Source organism: Rhodococcus erythropolis R138 (genome assembly GCF_000696675.2).
GTDB lineage: Bacteria > Actinomycetota > Actinomycetes > Mycobacteriales > Mycobacteriaceae > Rhodococcus_F > Rhodococcus_F erythropolis.
The window spans coordinates 3237847-3254429 of the sequence record NZ_CP007255.1 but is presented as its reverse complement, the minus strand read 5'-3'; the positions used below and the strand labels follow the sequence as shown (position 1 = coordinate 3254429).

Here is a 16583-nt window from a genome sequence, read left to right as displayed (position 1 = left end):
AACCGAGATTTCGCGAACCGGGATTTCGTGAACCGGGATTTCGTGGTGACCGCGAATCGGCGCCCGTACGGCGGGGGCCACACTTACATGCTGACAGCTACCGCCCAGAGCACAACCACACAGAGCACAACCACACAGATCGCAAGCACGGAGGAATAGTCATTACGGAGGTCGAGGGTTGATCGGCGAAATGCTCGAGCGCCGCTATCGAGTGGACGCACCGATCGCGCGTGGCGGTATGTCGACCGTGTATCGAGGCCTCGATACACGGTTGGATCGACCTGTCGCTATCAAGGTGATGGACCCGCAATTTGCCGGCGATCCAGCGTTCCTGACTCGTTTCGAGTTCGAGGCCCGGGCCGTGGCCAGACTCAAGCATCCGTCCCTTGTGGCCGTCTACGACCAGGGCAGCGATCGCAATCACGTGTTCCTCGTGATGGAACTCGTCGACGGTGGAACTTTGCGCGAACTCCTTCGTGAGCGCGGACCGATGCCGCCTCACGCCGTCGCTGCAGTCGTGGCACCTGTCCTGGACGCGTTGGCGGTGGCGCATCGAGCGGGACTGGTTCACCGTGACGTGAAACCCGAGAACATCTTGATCTCGGACACCGGCGAAGTGAAGATCGCCGACTTCGGATTGGTGCGTGCAGCCGCGGCAGCAACCACCACCTCCAACAGCGTGATCCTCGGCACCGCAGCCTATCTGTCGCCGGAACAGGTGACGTCAGGAATTGCCGACACTCGAAGCGACGTCTATTCGACCGGCGTGTTGATGTTCGAACTTCTCACCGGTACAACACCGTTCACCGGTGATACGTCACTCTCCATCGCCTACCAACGCATCCACGACGATGTCCCGCGCCCCGGTTCACGCATCCCCGGTGTACCGGCGCAGTTCGATCGCCTGGTTGCCGAAGCCACTCACCGCGAGCCGGCACATCGTTTCGCCGACGCTGGTGAGATGGCAGCTGCACTTCGCAGTGTGAGCGAACAACTGGAACTTCCGTCATACCGCGTTCCGGCTCCGCGTCGAAGCGCCCAGCACCAGAGCGCGCAGGTTGCCCCGGCTCGGCCACAACCGGCGCCTGCGCCCCCGACGGATGTACACCCGAACTCTGCTGCGCGCCCGAACCCTGGTGCCACGACGGTATTGGCGTCCGGCGTGGCCCCGGCTGCGGCAGCCACCACGGCGCTCGGCACGGGCTCTCCTCCCCCCGGTGGCATTCAGCACACTCGCGCGGTCACCGCACAAACTGCTCGTCCGGCGACGGTCGACGGCGACTCGGATTTCGACGACGGTTCCGATTTCGGCGACGACCAACTGGGACCTGACGATCCGCACGCTCATTTTGTCGAAGCACGACGCAAGTCTCGACGAGCCACCCTGATCTGGCTGCTCGTCATCGCGGTCCTCGCGCTTGCGTTGGGCTTCGGCGGATGGTGGATGGGCTCGGGCCGCTATACAGCTGTTCCCTCGATCGACGGGCTGACCAAGGACACTGCGGTCACCGCTCTGCAGGACGCCGGGCTCTCCCCCGACGTCCAGGGTCAGTACTCCGACGCCCAACCCATCGACACGGTGATCGGGACAGACCCGGCCTCCGGCTCCAGGGTTACCAAAGGCTCGACCGTCGCGCTGCTGACTTCGCTCGGGCGTCCGACTGTCCCGCCCATTCCGGCCGGCGGCGACGTCTCGGCCCTGGGCGCACAACTCGCCGACCGTACTCTCGTCGCGGTCGACGGCGGGGACACATTCAGCTCCAAGATCCCGATCGGCGGCGTGGCGGCCCTCGACCCGGCGCCGGGAACCGAGGTTGCCGTGGGCTCCTCGGTCAAGGTCATCACGTCCAAAGGATCACCGCCCGTTGACATTCCCGATGTGAAGGGCATGTCCGAGAACGCTGCACGCGCCGCCCTCGACAAGGTAGGTATCTCCGTCAGCACCACCAGAACAACGTTCGACGACGCCGTCGAGGGCGGTAGCGTGATCGGCACAGATCCCGCAGTCGGGTCCTCCGTCAACGCCGGCACCTCCGTTGTTCTCCTCATCTCCGACTCCGTCAAGGTTCCCTCGCTGATCGGCCGCTCCGTCTCCTCAGCACGCGAAGAACTCGGCCGCCTCGGCCTCGAGATCACCGTGCGTCAGCTCACCCAGAACGACAGCTCGGTCATCATCAGCCAGAGCGTCAAGAACGACCTCGTTGCCAAGGGCACCGACATCAGCGTCGTCGCAATTCCCTGACAGTCCGCTTCGGCCTAGTCTGAATTCATGGCCACGTGGGAACCGGAGAGCATAGGGATACTCGACTTGCCGTCGGGGAGATCGATTCGGGCTCGAGGACTCCGAAATCCACTTCCTTCCGGACCTCTCCCCACCTTCGGTGTCTACCTGACCGGTAAAGAACCTCCCGCCACCGAGTGGGATTCGGTGTGGGTCCGCTGGCGAGATTTCTGGTTGCCGAGCGATCCCGACGCGCTGCGCAGCGCCTTGCACGAAGTGTGGGTGCGTTCGGAAACCGAAAGAGTCGAGATCGCGTGCGGTGGCGGATTCGGCCGCACCGGAACAGCTTTGGCCGCTCTTGCCATTATGGACGGAGTGCCGAGTAAGGACGCCACCGCGTACGTTCGCGCACGCTACTCACCTCGCGCCGTCGAAATGCCCTGGCAGCGCCGATTCGTCACACGATTCACGAAATAGCGAACGCCCCCACCTGCGCGCGCGGGTGAGGGCGTTTGCCGAAAATCAGTGCCAGTGCGAATCAGCTTCGGCGAAGCAGGGTTTCAGCCTCGCAGCATCTCGGCCACGAGGAACGCGAGCTCCAACGACTGTTGGGTGTTCAATCGGGGGTCGCAGGCCGTCTCGTAGCGACCACCGAGATCGAGATCGGAGATGTCCTGCGCGCCGCCGAGGCACTCGGTGACGTTCTCACCGGTCAGCTCGACATGGATACCACCCGGATGCGTGCCGAGGCCGTTGTGGACCTCGAAGAAGCCCTGAACCTCGTCGACGATGCGATCGAAGTGGCGCGTCTTGTACCCGGTGGAGGCTTCGTGGGTGTTGCCGTGCATCGGATCGCACTGCCAGATGACCTGGTGGCCGGTGGCCTGGACCTTCTCGATGATCGCCGGCAGCAGGTCGCGGACCTTGCCGTTGCCCATGCGCGAGATCAGAGTCAGTCGACCCGGCTTGTTGGTGGGGTCGAGACGCTCGACGTATTCCACCGCCATTTCCGGCGTGGTGCTCGGACCGATCTTGAGGCCGATCGGGTTGGAGACCAACTCGGCGAAGGCGATGTGCGCGCCGTCGAGCTGACGGGTGCGGTCACCGATCCAGAGGAAGTGGGCCGAGAGGTCGTAGAGCTTGGGGTGGTCGCTGTCGTTGTCGAGACGCAGCATCGCGCGCTCGTAGTCCAGAACCAGGGCCTCGTGGCTGGCAAAGATCTGTGCCTGGTGCAGGCTCGGATCGGTGACGCCACACGCGTTCATGAACTGCAGGCCGCGGTCGATCTCGGCGGCGAGTTGCTCGTAGCGTGCGCCCGCGGGCGAAGCTGCGACGAACTCGCGGTTCCAGTCGTGCACCTTGTGCAAATCGGCCATGCCGGCGCCGGTGAGCGCGCGAACCAGGTTCATCGCGGCGCTGGCGTTGGCGTATGCGCGCACCAGACGCGAAGGATCGTGCGCACGGACTGCCTCGTCGGCGACGAGCGAATTGATCATGTCGCCGCGGTACGACTTGAGCCCCAGCGAGTCGATGTCGGCAGAACGCGGCTTGGCGTACTGGCCGGCGATGCGAGCAACCTTGACGACAGGCATCGAGGAACCGTAGGTGAGCACGACGGCCATCTGCAGCAACGTGCGAATGTTTCCCTTGATGTGCGGCTCGGTGTTGTCCGCAAATGTCTCGGCGCAGTCACCGCCTTGGAGCAGGAATGCTTCACCACGCGCGACCTGCGCGAGACGCTCTTGCAGCGCCTCGACCTCGCTGGCCACCGTGATGGGAGGCACGCTCTCGAGCACAGTCCGCATGGCGGCCGCCTGGTCAGCGGGCCACGAGGGCTGCTGAGCAGCGGGCTTCGCGAGCGCCTCGTCGAGCTGCTTACGCAGTCCGGCAGGCAGCGGCGGGAGTTCGGGCAAGCGGTCGATCGGCACGTCGACAGTCCAGTTCACCTCTACAGGATATTCGCTCGCCCGTCGGCGCGTCACACAGGCTCTCGATCGCAGCCCAATCGGGACACTTCTCGCGCACCGAAACCTGAGTCAGCGAAGTGAACGTGCTGCCGAAATCGCGTCGAACTTCACGAGGTTGTGCCTGGCGTCGGCAAGTGCGTCATGTGCGTCGGCGGGCGCTGACGGGAGGGCAGGACTGCCGTTGTCTTCCCAGAACTGTCGGAGTTCGCGGGTGTACCGCGGCATCGACTGCGGTAGTTCGGTCATATCGCCCCACAACTGGCACAGCGCGACGTGGTCGTATGCGGCTACCCACGCCCAGAGCTCCGGAACGACCATCGGCCGCGGAACGAAGAATTTCAGAAGATCGTCGCGGATCTTCTCGCGTGATTTCCACAGCGGCGACGAAGGCTGCGGCAACTTCGGCAGCACGTTCTTGCGCACCCAACTACCGGCACGGGCGGCATCGAACTCCGTCGAGACCGCGTAATACTCTCGGCCGTCCTCGCAGACAACGCCGATGGACACGAGATCGATGGTTCGACCGTCTTCGATGAATTCACAGTCGTAGAAGTAGCGCACGTCCGAAAACTATGCCGCACGCGCAGGCTCTGGAGCCAATGCGCGTGCGGCAGGTGTGGGAAATCTCTAGCTGGCCTGTGCGTCCGGGAGCGAATCCTTGTCGGTCTTCGCGGACTCCTTCGACTCGGCCGAGGCCACGAGATCGACAACCAACTCGCCGCCTTCCGCCGGAACATCGACGGCAGCTTCGGGTTTCGTGGGCGCCTGGTTCTTGAGGCTCGCCGCGTAGATGTCCACGTACTCCTGGCCGGAGAGTTTCATCAGCTTGTACATCACTTCGTCGGTCACAGCCCGCTCGACGAAGCGGTTTCCGCCCATGCCTTCGAAGCGGGAGAAATCGATGGGTTCGCCGACGATCACGGTGACCTTGGCTGGGCGCCACATCCGTGAGCCGATCGGATTCATCTTGTCGGTGCCGACCATCGCAACCGGGATCACCTTGACGCCCGATTCGAGCGCGAGGCGCGCCATTCCGGTCTTGCCCTTGTAGAGGCGACCGTCAGGCGAACGCGTTCCTTCGGGGTAGATACCCAGCAGACTGCCCGAACCGAGAACCTTGAGACCGGCGTTGAGCGCATCCTGCGCCGCATCCGCGCCGGTTCGGTCGATGGGGACCTGTCCGACCGCGGTGAAGAACCACTTCTGGAAAGCGCCCTTCAGGCCGGAACCGGTGAAGTACTCGCTCTTGGCAAGGAAGGTGATGCGGCGGTTGACGCGAAGCGGAAGGTAGAACGAGTCCAGAACCGCCTGGTGATTGCTGGCCAGAATGGCCGCTCCGTCAGTCGGAATGTTCTCGTGACCTTTGACCGTCGGACGCCCGAGCAGCCAGAGAATCGGCCCCAGCAACACATACTTGAAGAGCCAATACCACACGGCGTCCCTCCCATTCACAGCTGAATTTCGCTGAGTACGACCTTACTGCCGACCGGTAACCCCCGCTACACACGCCCCTGGAGGATCGACCCGATCACAGTCCGGCAGACGTGGTTCCAGCGCCGTCGACCCCACCGAGATCCTGAGGCACTACCGAACGCGCCAATGCGGCGGCGCCCACCATGCCCGCAGCTTCGCCGAGTTGAGCCGAACGGATTCGTGCCAGTGGGCGGTGCTTCGCGCCGGTCAACAATGTCGCGTACTGCTCACGGGCGTCGTCGAGAAACAGTGGGGCAGAACTCGCGACGCCGCCTGCGATCACGACCAGATCGGGATCGTAGACGTCCCCGACCATCGCCAATCCGACGGCCAGCCAACGGGTGAACTCGGCAATGGTTGCCAGAGCGAGTGGGTCACCGTCCTGCGCGGCGTTGGCGATCCGGCGACCGGTGAGGGAACCCGGATCCACCGCTACTTCGCGCGCTAGAACCGTCGACGCAGCCGGGTCGGCGGCCAGCAGTTCGATTGCCGTGTCCACGAGCGCCGTTCCGCTGCAATAGCGCTCCCAACACCCACGCTTGCCACACGCACACTGACGCCCGCCTGGCACGACCTGGATGTGGCCGAGTTCGGGGGCGACGCCGTGACTGCCCCGGTACAGCTCACCGTTGATCAGCAGCGCACCGCCGATTCCGGTCCCGATTGCCACCATCACGACATTGCGGCCACCTGCGGCCGCGCCGAATCGGTGCTCCGCGAACGCCGCTGCATTGGCGTCGTGCTCGAGAACGACCGGCAATCCGAGCCGCTTACTCAAGTCACTGCCCACCGGCGCGTCCACCCAGGGCAAGTGCGGCGCGAACCGAACCGAGCTTCGATCGGAGGTGATGAAACCTGCGACCGCCAACCCCACGGCAGATACCTCGTGCCGGGTGACCAGTTCGCGTACGACGCGATCGAGGCCGTCTTCGAGAGCGCGTGCGGACTGCGGGGTCGGGGCTTGAATCATCTCGAGCACTTGTCCGTCGACGTCCACGACGGAGGCCCTGATGCTCGTTCCGCCGACGTCGATGCCGACCGTCAAGATGTCGTCCATGGTGGAGTCGGAGACCGCTTTCAAGCGGCGCGCGCTCATCGCGCCAATTCCCGCGCGAGCGGCGCCCGCTGGAGTGCGCACCCTGTATCGGTGCCTCGTGCGTCGGTGACCATTGTGTCGATTGTGCTCATCTCGGGCCGTCAGCTCTACCCGGGGTACTAAGTCAGTCCTTGACCGTCACGTTGATCGGGACAAATGCCGCCGTTCGAGTTCGCTCGGCACCTGGCGTCGTCGCTCCGCTGTCCGGTCCGCGATCCGGGCCGGACGGCCCCCCGAGAAACTCGTCGAGAATCTCGCGAAGCAATGCGAGGAACGCCGCTGCGTGACCCGCGAGAAACGCCAGTAGTTCGTGGTGCTCACCGCGAACCAGTGCAGCGAGAGCGCACACCGGGCACCAGCTGCAGCCAGTGAACACCGGCTGCGTGTCCGCTGACGCCGAGTCACCCGCAACGTCGGCCGTCGCTGCTGCAGCCTTTTGCAAGACCGGTTCCAGGCGCGTCAGAACGGTATCCGCCAGCGCGCGAAATTCCGCGACGAGGCGCTCGTGCTCTTCGCTCATACTGGCCACACCGCGGGATCCGGGCTGAACCGGATGATCAGGTAACTGCCGTCCAACTCCGCCCCGTTCACGACACAACGACGCAGCACCGACGCCAAACGAACTCTGCGTCGTACGCCGTCTGCTCCCACCAGCACATCGTCCTCCACCCGGCCCAACGACAACGACGACGGATCCACGAGCGGAAGGTACATCCGCATCACGTACACCGAATCGACTCCGGCCCCCGACTCCAACGACACCACGATGTTGTCCGCGGTGTCGACAGCGTCGATTGTGTCGACCGTGTCCGAATCCGTGCCCGTTCCACCCTCGAACGTGGCCGCGATCTCGCCCAGAGCCGCCAACCCTACCGGTTCGGCGCAGGCGCGCTCGACCGTTGTGACGGACATTCCATCAGTCGATCCACGCAATTCGTCGACGACGTGTGCCTGCGACGCCCTGATCGAAGCGAGCCATTGTGCCGCCGGCGAATCGTCGACCCCCTTCCCGGCCGACGAGTTGAACTGCGGGACAAGGTTGTTGACCACAATCCCCTCGACTCGCAACCCCGCCAGAGCCAGACCGGACAGCGTCCGGCGAGTCGCCGCGGCCGACACGCCATCGGCCGACGTCACAACGCGCACGCTGGTGTTCTCCCGATCCGAGAGGTGAACGGCGATTCGATCCACCGACGCGAGCACGCGTTCGATGACGGACACGAGTAGCAACGCTCGCATGTCCGAGCCCGTCACGGCGACCATCCGCCTGTGCCGCGGCCACAATCGCTCGAGATACTCCGACACCATCGACGGCGACCCGAGGATCCGCAGTGCTTCGGCTGCGGCCGGACAGTCCACGATCACGAGGTCGTAGTCACCGCTGCTCGAGATATCGACGATCTCGGAGAGTCCGAGTATGTCTTGGATCCCCAGGGACCCCGTCAACTCTTCCGGTTCCAACCCCTCGAACGACGAACCGTGTTCGTGATCTCCCGCTCCGAAATTTCCTGCAGCATCGATCAATCCCGACAGTCCTCGGAACTTTTCCTCGAGGAGCTCGGAAGTGTCGAGTTGCCGGACGTCGAGGCGCTCGGCGAGAGGTGTAGTCGTTCGCAGCGCCGGCACGCCCACGACATCCGCGAGAGAACCTGCCTGATCGATCGACACCAAAAGCACTCGTGCCCCGTCGGACGCAGCCGACACAGCCGTCGCCGAGGCAAGCGTCGTCGTGCCTGCTCCGCCTTTACCGACGAACAGTTGGACGCGAGATCGTTGCTCCGGCACTCAGCCCTCGACTCGCTTCTTCAGTTCTTTCAGAGCTGTGTCGGTAATGATCTTCTCGGCCTTGCGCTTGAAGAGACCGATCATCGGAATCGTCAGGTCGACCGTCAACTCGTAGGTGACAGAGGTGGTGCCGTTCGGGCCGGGCTCGAGTGTGTACGAACCGAATTGGGACTTCTGGATCTCACCCGAGATCAGCTCCCAGCTCACTGCCATCCCGTCAGGCGCCCACGAATACTGCAGTTCGTAGGTGTCCTTCACCATCCCCGCGTCGAGGACAAAACGCACTCGGTCCGCGCGGCCGCCCTGCCCCGGCGCCGTCACCTCGACGGACTTCGCCGCGGCCACCCATTCGGGGTACTGCGCGAAATCGGCGATGACGTCCATCACGGCGTCGGCAGGGGCGTCGATGCTGATCAACCCCTTGGTCTTCTCGGCCATACGACTGCGCTACCTTCCTTCGTCAAAAGTCCAGAACCTGCACAACGAGCACTGCTTCGATTATCAGTCCGGTGCTACCCCGGCGGCACGTCCTGCTTCGAGTTCGCGCTTGAGCTGGAAGGACATGACCTTGCCGTCGACCCGACGCTTTCGGTTCATCCCGGCGAGGTCGAGGTTCGCCAGATCCGACGGTGATACGCCGACCGGTTCACAGTGCAGGAAGTAGTGCGCGATCGTCCCGTCCATGACCGGTTCGAGCCACACCTCCATGGTGCCGACCAGCTGACCGGACACTCCCCAACGGAATCCTGCGGGACCGCGATCTTCCCGGACTTCGAGCGCAAGATCACTGAACCAGCGACGCCACCGCGCGCGCGAGGACAACAGTTCGGCGACCCGCTCGGGCGGGGCGGCGATGAAAGTCTGGTCTGCGACCTGAATGCTGCTCACCGAAGTAGCTTCACATATCGCGTCGGCGAAGCGTCGGGGGGTGTCGCACCACTACATACCGGACAGACTGTAAGCCTGGCCACAACTGCGTCGGACATGCGACTACAGTAGGAGACGAAAACCCTACTCGTCAGTATTTCGCAGTGTCGGAGGTATTTCGTGCCTGAGTTCAGCGCACCCCAGACGTTCACCATTCCCGAGGATGCCTCCGCGGTCGACTCGGTCTTCGCCTTCGCGAAGACGAAGCCGGCGGCGGTTGTCTACAAGCGCAAAGTCGGAAATGCATGGGTCGATGTCACTGCAGGCGATTTCGCCGCCCAGGTGACTGCAGTCGCCAAGGGCCTCATCGCGATCGGCGTCAAGCAGGGCGACCGCGTCGGCCTCATGTCGGCGACGCGTTTCGAATGGCCGCTCGTCGACTACGCCATCTGGGCAGCCGGTGGCGTGACGGTTCCGATCTACGAAACCTCCGCAGCCGAGCAGGTTCGTTGGATTCTCGAGGACTCAGAAGCAATCGACCTCATCGTCGAGAACGACACTCACGCCGCGACCGTGAAGGACGTCGCTGCAGCCGCACCCGCGCTGCGCACGGTCTACCAGATCGATGCCGCGGCAGCCGGTAAGGGTGTCGTCGAGGAATTGACCGCACTGGGCGCCGACATCTCCGACGAGGACGTCCACGCCCGCGTCGCTGCACTGAAGGCCTCCGATCCCGCGACCCTGATCTACACCTCGGGCACCACTGGCCGGCCCAAGGGCTGCCAGCTGACGCACTCCAACCTCATTGCGGAGTCGAAGGGCATCCTCGACTCCAACCTCGGGACGCTGCTCAAGACTCCCGGCGTTCGCACCCTGATGTTCTTGCCGCTCGCGCACGTTCTCGCTCGCGCAGTCAGCATCGCGTCGTTCGATGCCGGTGCAGCGCTTGGACACACGAGCGACATCCCGAACCTCGTTCCGACGTTCGGCGAGTTCAAGCCCGACTTCATCCTCTCGGTGCCGCGCGTATTCGAGAAGGTCTACAACAGCGCACGCGCCAAGGCGCACGGTGACGGCAAGGGCAAGATCTTCGACGCGGCCGCAGACACCGCGGTCGCGTGGAGCGAGGCTCAGGACAAGGGCGGCGCGGGCATCGTTCTCAAGGCCAAGCACGCCCTCTTCGACAAGCTCGTGTACTCGAAGCTGCGCGCTGCACTCGGTGGACAGTGCCAGCTGGCCATTTCCGGTGGTGCACCCCTGGGCGCTCGACTCGGCCACTTCTTCCGCGGTATCGGCGTCACGATCTACGAGGGCTACGGACTGACCGAGACCACCGCAGCGTTCGCCGTCAACACCATCGGCGCACAGAAGGTCGGCTCTGTCGGAAAGCCGTTGGCCGGCAACTCCGTTCGCATTGCCGAAGACGGCGAAATCCTCCTCTCGGGACCGGTGGTCTTCACCGGCTACTGGCGCAACGAGAAGGCGACCGCCGAGTCGATCGAGAACGGCTGGTTCCACACCGGAGACCTGGGCACCGTCGACAAGGACGGCTACATCACGATCACCGGTCGCAAGAAGGAAATCATCGTCACGGCAGGCGGCAAGAACGTCTCCCCCGCTCAGCTCGAAGATTCCCTTCGCGCACACCCCCTGATCAGCCAGGCCATCGTGGTCGGCGACCAGAAGCCTTTCATCGGCGCTCTCATCACCATCGACGCCGAGGCACTTCCCGCCTGGAACGAGCGCAACAACAAGGCCGCGGGAACCACAGCTGCCGACCTGGTTTCGGACGGCGAACTGGTCGGTGAAATCCAGGACGCCATCGACGAGGCCAACAAGCTCGTCTCACACGCCGAGGCGATCAAGAAGTTCCGCATTCTTCCGGTCGACTTCTCCGAGGACACAGGCGAACTCACGCCCACGATGAAGCTCAAGCGCAACGTCGTGCACGAGAGCTTTGCCGCCGACATCGAAAAGATCTACGCCAAGTAGGTTTTCGGCAAGCAGCTTCTCGCAGCAACGAACGGCCCGCACCGAATTCGGTGCGGGCCGTTTGCGTTCGAGTCCCGGTGGCTCAGCCGAGCAGATTACGCAGCTTCGAAGCGAGCGTGTCCCACTTCCAGTCTTCGGCAACCCACTCCCGGCCGGCTGCTCCCATCGCGGCCGCTCGATCACGATCGGACAGCACCTCGATCACGGATTCGGCGACGTCCCGAACAGAGGTGCCGTCGACCACGAGCCCGGTCTTGTTCTGCTGCACGGTTTCCGGAGCGCCACCGCTGCGGCCGACGATGACCGGAACGCCGGTCGCCGAGGCCTCGAGGTAGACGATTCCCAGTCCTTCGACATCCAATCCCGCGCCTCGCGTGCGACACGGCATGGCAAACACGTCGGCAATCGTGTGGTGAGCCGCCAACTCTGCGGCGGGCACCGTGCCGGTGAAGACGACGTGATCGTCCATCCCGGTCTTACGTGTCAATTGACGGAGGTGGTCCTCGTACGGTCCACCGCCGACTATCACCAGTACCGCCCCGTCGACGCTCTTGCGAATGGTCGGCAGCGCCTTGATGAGCATGTCCTGCCCCTTGCGTGGCACGAGCCGCGACAGGCACAGGATCGTGGGCCGCTCCCCCAGCCCGTATCGCTTGCGCAGTTCTGCGCGGGCGACCGAGTCCGGGTGGAACACCGACGTGTCCACTCCGGACGGAAGGTGCTCGAGCGCCGCTTGCGGGCCGAAAGCCGCCGAGAACCGTCCACGGGTGTATTTGCTGACAAACGTCACCGCATCCGTGTGATCGCCGATCACACGCAACGACTGCCGCGCACCGGGAATCATCGACCACCCGACCTCGTGGCCGTGAGTACTCGCGATCACTCGGCTCGCTCCGGCGCGTCGAACAACCGGCGCCAACAGCGCCAAGGGCGCTGCCGCACCGAACCACACCGACTCACAGTCGTGCTTCTTGACCAGCTTCGCGGCCCGACGAGCGACAAAGGGCGACGGCAGCATCAGTGTCGTCGGGTGCCGAACGACCTCGAAAGGCTGTGCCGCATCGAACTTCTTGTGCGAGTCGCCCCGCCACCGCGGTGCGTACACCACCAACTTGTCAGCAGGCAGGTGCCCGGCAAACGTGTGGAGATAAGACTGGATACCTCCGGGGCGAGGAGGAAAATCGTTGGTCACCAAGAGGGTCCGGCGCATCCGTCCACCGTAGGGCACGCTGTGCTTCGAGTCGTGACAAGGGCACGCAGTGCTTGGAGACTTGCGAAGCTCAGCTCGCCGCTGCAACTGACCCAGCCGCGAACTGCTCAGCCCAGATGGCTGTTGGTCCAGTCGACCCAGCCGACTCGCAGTTCCTCGGTTCCGACGCCGAGGACCGCTCGGATCCGCGAGTCGAGGTCTTCGGCCGTCATCTTTCCGGAGGCGAGGGCGCGAAAGAGGTCGGTCAGCTTCGCCTCGCCGAATCGATCAGCGATATACGCGTTGATAGACCACGCCGATTCGTACGCCAGTGAACTCACGACCGGGACACCGCCGAACTGTGTGTCGTCCGGAAACTCTGTCGGAGTATCGCCGGAGCGGACCGCTGCTGCCAGAGTCGGCGCGATCTCACCCCAGGCCCGCGAGGATCCACGATTTCCCGCGTATTCGGCGAACCCTTCCAACACCCACATCGGCGACCCGTCACGGGTTTTCGATCGGGCGGCTATGTGCATGAGCTCGTGGCGCAACACCGTTCGCCTGGTGATGTCGGTCAGCCTCGAAGCCGCGGCAGGTGAGAAGACCACCCGCTGGCCGCTCACGTCGGAAGACCCGTCCGCCGTTGCATCCGCGACCGACACTGCGGCAATCGAAGCGCCGTCGTGATGGGAGCCGACCAGTGCGGTGAACTCCTCCGCGGACCCCGCCACCATGAGCACCGCGCGCTCGGACCACCACGGCCCCCACAACTGCGTCGTGTTCTCGATGGCTGAGTCCACATCGGCCGCCAAAGCGTCGACGAACGCCTGCTGACCCGGGTGACCGATCACGAGTGCATTGCCCGCGGTATTTTCGGCGACGGCCAGCGGCCCGAAGTCCCAAGGGCCGTTCCAGGATTCGCCCGCCGTTCGGGCTCCGTCCAGTCCGACGATCGACCCGTCCGCAAGAACCGACCACTGATCGCCGCGTTTCGCGAGCGTCATGGACACTGCCTTGCGAGTGGGCAATGCGTCAACGCCGTCGAGGGCGTATCGCAACAGGACCTGCGCATTCCAGACCTCGACGTCTCCGTCCGGTGCACCGGTTCGCGGCGCCGGAGTCAGGCCGCCGCTGGGAATCTCGTATCCCCAGTCGGCAAAGTCGAGCGCTCCCGCAGCGGTGGCTCGTCGAACTTCCGCTTCGAGCACACCGGGTGCCGCAGCACTGTCGACGAACTTCGCCAGCCCCGACGGATCGTCGGACATCTGCGCCGCAGCCCATGCATCGAGAAATGCTTGTACCTGCGCGGTGCGTTCGGCGTCCTGCTCACTGGCCACATTTTCGTCGGAATCGGACCTGTTCGTCAGGAAGATCGTCAAACCGAGCACGAGCACCACGGCAACGCCGAGCGCCACGAGGGCTGGATACTCCCAACGGCGTGGTCGATCTGCGCCGACGTCGGGCGTCGTCATCGGTTCAGTCGGCACGGTGCCGAGTGTAGGAGAACTCGACTCGACGCTTCACGGCGGCTGGCCACACGCCGCTCGGGCGCAGCAAGCCGTCAGTAACGACGCGCAGTGGAGAACTCCATGCCTGCCATCGACTGAACCTTCACCGGTACGCCGAACGTCGACGCATGCAGAATGTTTCCGTCGCCGGCGTAGATACCGACATGCGAGTTGTCGCTGTAGAAAGTCACGACGTCACCGGGCTGCAACTGGTCCCTCGACACCGGTACGCCGCCCTGCGCCTGCGCCTGGCTCGAACGCGGCAGAGTCTTCCCGATTTGCTTGTAGGCCCATACGACCAGACCTGAGCAGTCGAACTCGTTCGGGCCGGTCGCGCCCCAGACATACGGGTCACCGATCCGCGTGAGGCCTGCCTGCAGAGCAGCAGCACCCGAACCAGGCGTCAAGTTAGCTAGAATTTTGCTGAGATCGACGTCCGGCGGGAATGGCGTACCGCTCAGTTGGTTACGCTCGTCGTCGGTGAGGCTCTGGAAAGCTTTGGTCACGTCGACGATCTGCGTCTGCAGTTCACTCTGCTTGCGCTGCAAATCGTCACTGAGTGCGCGGGCTTGATCGGCGGCGGTCCGCGCTTCTTCGGCCGAACGCTTCGATGCTTCCGAGGCGGCACGCGCTTCGGCAGTGGCTTGGTTGAACTGTGAGACCTGCACTGCCGCGTCGTTGGAAATCACGTCCAGCGCGGACATCTGATCGAGCAACTGCTGCGGCGAGTCGCTCACCATCAACGCAAAGAGGCGATTGGTCCGCGCACCCTGGTAATTCGCTGTGGCAATACGGTTTACCGCCGGAGCGAACTCGGCGACACGTGCCGAAGCCGCGTCGAGAAGACCCTGATCGGCTGCCGAACGCGCGTCCGCATCATTCGCGACCGCCAGCTTCGCGTCGAGGTCGATCTGTGCGTTGTGCAGCGCTTCGTTGGTCTGCTCGGATACCCGGGAGAGTTCACCGAGCTTGTCGAGCGCCTCGGTGGGGTTGGTGATGACGGGGTCGGCACCGGCCTGCATCGAAGGCCCTGCGACGAGTCCGAACGCCAGCACTCCCACTGTCAATGCGGCGCGTACTCGACTGTTGTTTTTCGATGAAACCACGGAATGCAACTCTCCGTCTCGGTGAAGCGACGTCGACCGGGACCGGTCGACGATCTGTTAGCTGGCTGTCAACTATCCACAGTACCTGTCTCGGCCGCGCAATGTCTCGATAAGGTTACGGAACGGCATACGTTTGTGTCTACTCGCCGGTAGGCGTGTCGGGGTGAAGTACCGGGCGAATTGTCGCGAAACGAAAATGTGGGCCTCGAATCAAAGATTCGAGGCCCACATTCGAAGATCCGGAGCTCCCCCGAGCTCCGCCGCCTTGCAGCGGCGGATCGTTCCGACCGTCTACCGGAGACAGCCGTCGAGCGTGTTCAGAAATCAGTAACGGCGAGCACCGTCGTACGGCATCGAGGACACCGGTGCGAGCTTCACGGGCTGACCAGCGGTCGACGCGTGGATGACATTGCCGTTGCCGGCGTAGATGCCCGAGTGCGATCCGCCGTAGAAGGAGATCACGTCGCCGACCTGAAGATCGGACTGTGAAACGGCAACGCCGGCTGCGGCCTGGTCGTAGCTCGTGCGAGGCAGGTTCAGACCAGCCTGCTTGTATGCCCACTGGACCAGACCGGAGCAGTCGAATGCGTCCGGGCCCGATGCGCCGTACACGTACGGGGAGCCCAGCTTGCTCTCTGCGGCGCGAACTGCCTGCTCACCAACACTGGAGATGGGAGCGGCCGGAGCGGCCGGTGCGATGTCGGTGATGCCCGGGATGACCGGCAACTGAGGAATAGAAACGCCCGGAACCTCGAAGGTGCCGACGCCGGGGATGGTGATGGGGTCTGCCGAGGCAGGTGCAGCGGTTGCAGCAAATGCTCCGACTGCGAGCGCGCCGGCTACTGCCAACTGCGCTGAACGCTTGAAACTCTGTGACGCCACTTAAGGGGTGCTCCATTTCTTCCATTCATCCGCCGACCGAGTTAGCTGACGGGTTCGGGCTGGGAAGATCAGCCCTACCCGCGTGGTCCGCAGCGATCATGCGTGCTGCACCCCAGGCGGGATTCACCCCAGTGGAAACTTGGGTTCCCGGTTCGGGTTCCTCGCGGAGATCCCGATTAGGCGGTTCCTGACGATGCCGGTCCTGTTTGGTCCGGCAAGACTTCGTTAGGTCTCAGGAAGGTTACGAAATGATCGCGACGATGTCGACCGCTTCGTGACAATCGCGCCCGATTCGCCGGAAATCATGCTGCCGCGCCCGCGATACGCCGGACGGGTCACGAAGAGATAACAACAGGTCTGTTCGGCGAGGCTCACCTGGCCCGCAAACCTGCGCTTGCTACCCACTGGCAAGGGTCACCAAACCCGACAATCCGATCTTCCATGCAGTTCAACGCCGATTACTTGAAACTAGAACCCGTTTCGATCAATCAGGCGGT

Annotated in this window: 15 protein-coding genes and 1 riboswitch; of the genes, 3 read left to right on the top strand and 12 right to left on the bottom strand. The window is 63.8% G+C overall.

Translation table 11 applies throughout. The features are described from left to right. Positions 1–178 precede the first annotated feature (178 nt). Positions 179–2242 carry a Stk1 family PASTA domain-containing Ser/Thr kinase gene (gene pknB, locus H351_RS15245; protein WP_019748891.1) on the top strand — a complete coding sequence of 688 codons (2064 nt, stop codon included), beginning with the start codon at positions 179–181 and terminating at the stop codon, positions 2240–2242. Between the two features lie 27 nt (positions 2243–2269). Next, positions 2270–2698 carry a protein-tyrosine phosphatase family protein gene (locus H351_RS15240; protein WP_029255561.1) on the top strand — a complete coding sequence of 143 codons (429 nt, stop codon included), beginning with the start codon at positions 2270–2272 and terminating at the stop codon, positions 2696–2698. Between the two features lie 83 nt (positions 2699–2781). Here the strand turns inward: H351_RS15240 and H351_RS15235 are convergent, their stop codons facing one another. From H351_RS15235 to H351_RS15200, 8 genes are all read right to left on the bottom strand, one after another. After that, positions 2782–4167 (bottom strand): class II 3-deoxy-7-phosphoheptulonate synthase, encoded by a 1386-nt coding sequence (locus H351_RS15235; protein WP_007730070.1) that lies wholly within the window; start codon positions 4165–4167, stop codon positions 2782–2784. A gap of 90 nt (positions 4168–4257) precedes the next feature. Then, positions 4258–4749 (bottom strand): polyadenylate-specific 3'-exoribonuclease AS, encoded by a 492-nt coding sequence (locus tag H351_RS15230; protein WP_029255562.1) that lies wholly within the window; start codon positions 4747–4749, stop codon positions 4258–4260. Positions 4750–4815: 66 nt separating this feature from the next. Further along, positions 4816–5622, bottom strand: a complete 807-nt coding sequence (locus tag H351_RS15225; RefSeq protein WP_029255563.1) for a lysophospholipid acyltransferase family protein — start codon at positions 5620–5622, stop codon at positions 4816–4818. Positions 5623–5716: 94 nt separating this feature from the next. Then, positions 5717–6757, bottom strand: coding sequence for an ROK family protein (locus H351_RS15220; protein ID WP_020969875.1), 1041 nt, complete (start codon positions 6755–6757; stop codon positions 5717–5719). A gap of 124 nt (positions 6758–6881) precedes the next feature. Next, positions 6882–7277 carry a hypothetical protein gene (locus H351_RS15215; protein WP_019748896.1) on the bottom strand — a complete coding sequence of 132 codons (396 nt, stop codon included), beginning with the start codon at positions 7275–7277 and terminating at the stop codon, positions 6882–6884. After that, positions 7274–8542 carry an ArsA family ATPase gene (locus tag H351_RS15210; RefSeq protein ID WP_029255564.1) on the bottom strand — a complete coding sequence of 423 codons (1269 nt, stop codon included), beginning with the start codon at positions 8540–8542 and terminating at the stop codon, positions 7274–7276. The genes H351_RS15215 and H351_RS15210 overlap by 4 nt, the downstream gene beginning before the upstream one ends. Continuing rightward, complete coding sequence (locus tag H351_RS15205; protein ID WP_019748898.1) at positions 8543–8980, bottom strand: SRPBCC family protein; 438 nt, start codon at positions 8978–8980, stop codon at positions 8543–8545. A gap of 63 nt (positions 8981–9043) precedes the next feature. Continuing rightward, a complete protein-coding gene (locus H351_RS15200) occupies positions 9044–9430 on the bottom strand; it encodes an SRPBCC family protein (protein ID WP_019748899.1) in 387 nt (128 codons plus the stop codon). A 159-nt stretch (positions 9431–9589) separates the two neighbouring features. On the opposite strand from H351_RS15200, the gene H351_RS15195 reads away from it, so the two are divergent. Continuing rightward, on the top strand, positions 9590–11401 hold the full coding sequence (locus H351_RS15195) for an AMP-dependent synthetase/ligase (RefSeq protein WP_019748900.1): 1812 nt from the start codon (positions 9590–9592) through the stop codon (positions 11399–11401). An 82-nt stretch (positions 11402–11483) separates the two neighbouring features. On the opposite strand, the gene H351_RS15190 is transcribed toward H351_RS15195, so the two are convergent. The 4 genes from H351_RS15190 to H351_RS15175 form a co-directional block, all read right to left on the bottom strand. After that, the gene (locus H351_RS15190; RefSeq protein WP_029255565.1) at positions 11484–12611 is read right to left on the bottom strand and encodes a glycosyltransferase family 4 protein; all 1128 of its coding nucleotides are present in this window, start codon (positions 12609–12611) and stop codon (positions 11484–11486) included. A gap of 107 nt (positions 12612–12718) precedes the next feature. After that, on the bottom strand, positions 12719–14077 hold the full coding sequence (locus tag H351_RS15185; protein ID WP_223257793.1) for a hypothetical protein: 1359 nt from the start codon (positions 14075–14077) through the stop codon (positions 12719–12721). Between the two features lie 74 nt (positions 14078–14151). Further along, positions 14152–15204, bottom strand: a complete 1053-nt coding sequence (locus tag H351_RS15180) for a C40 family peptidase (protein WP_029255567.1) — start codon at positions 15202–15204, stop codon at positions 14152–14154. 324 nt (positions 15205–15528) lie between these two features. Continuing rightward, a complete protein-coding gene (locus H351_RS15175; protein ID WP_019748904.1) occupies positions 15529–16086 on the bottom strand; it encodes a C40 family peptidase in 558 nt (185 codons plus the stop codon). Positions 16087–16100: 14 nt separating this feature from the next. Continuing rightward, a riboswitch (cyclic di-AMP (ydaO/yuaA leader) is annotated at positions 16101–16279 on the bottom strand. Positions 16280–16583: the final 304 nt, after the last annotated feature.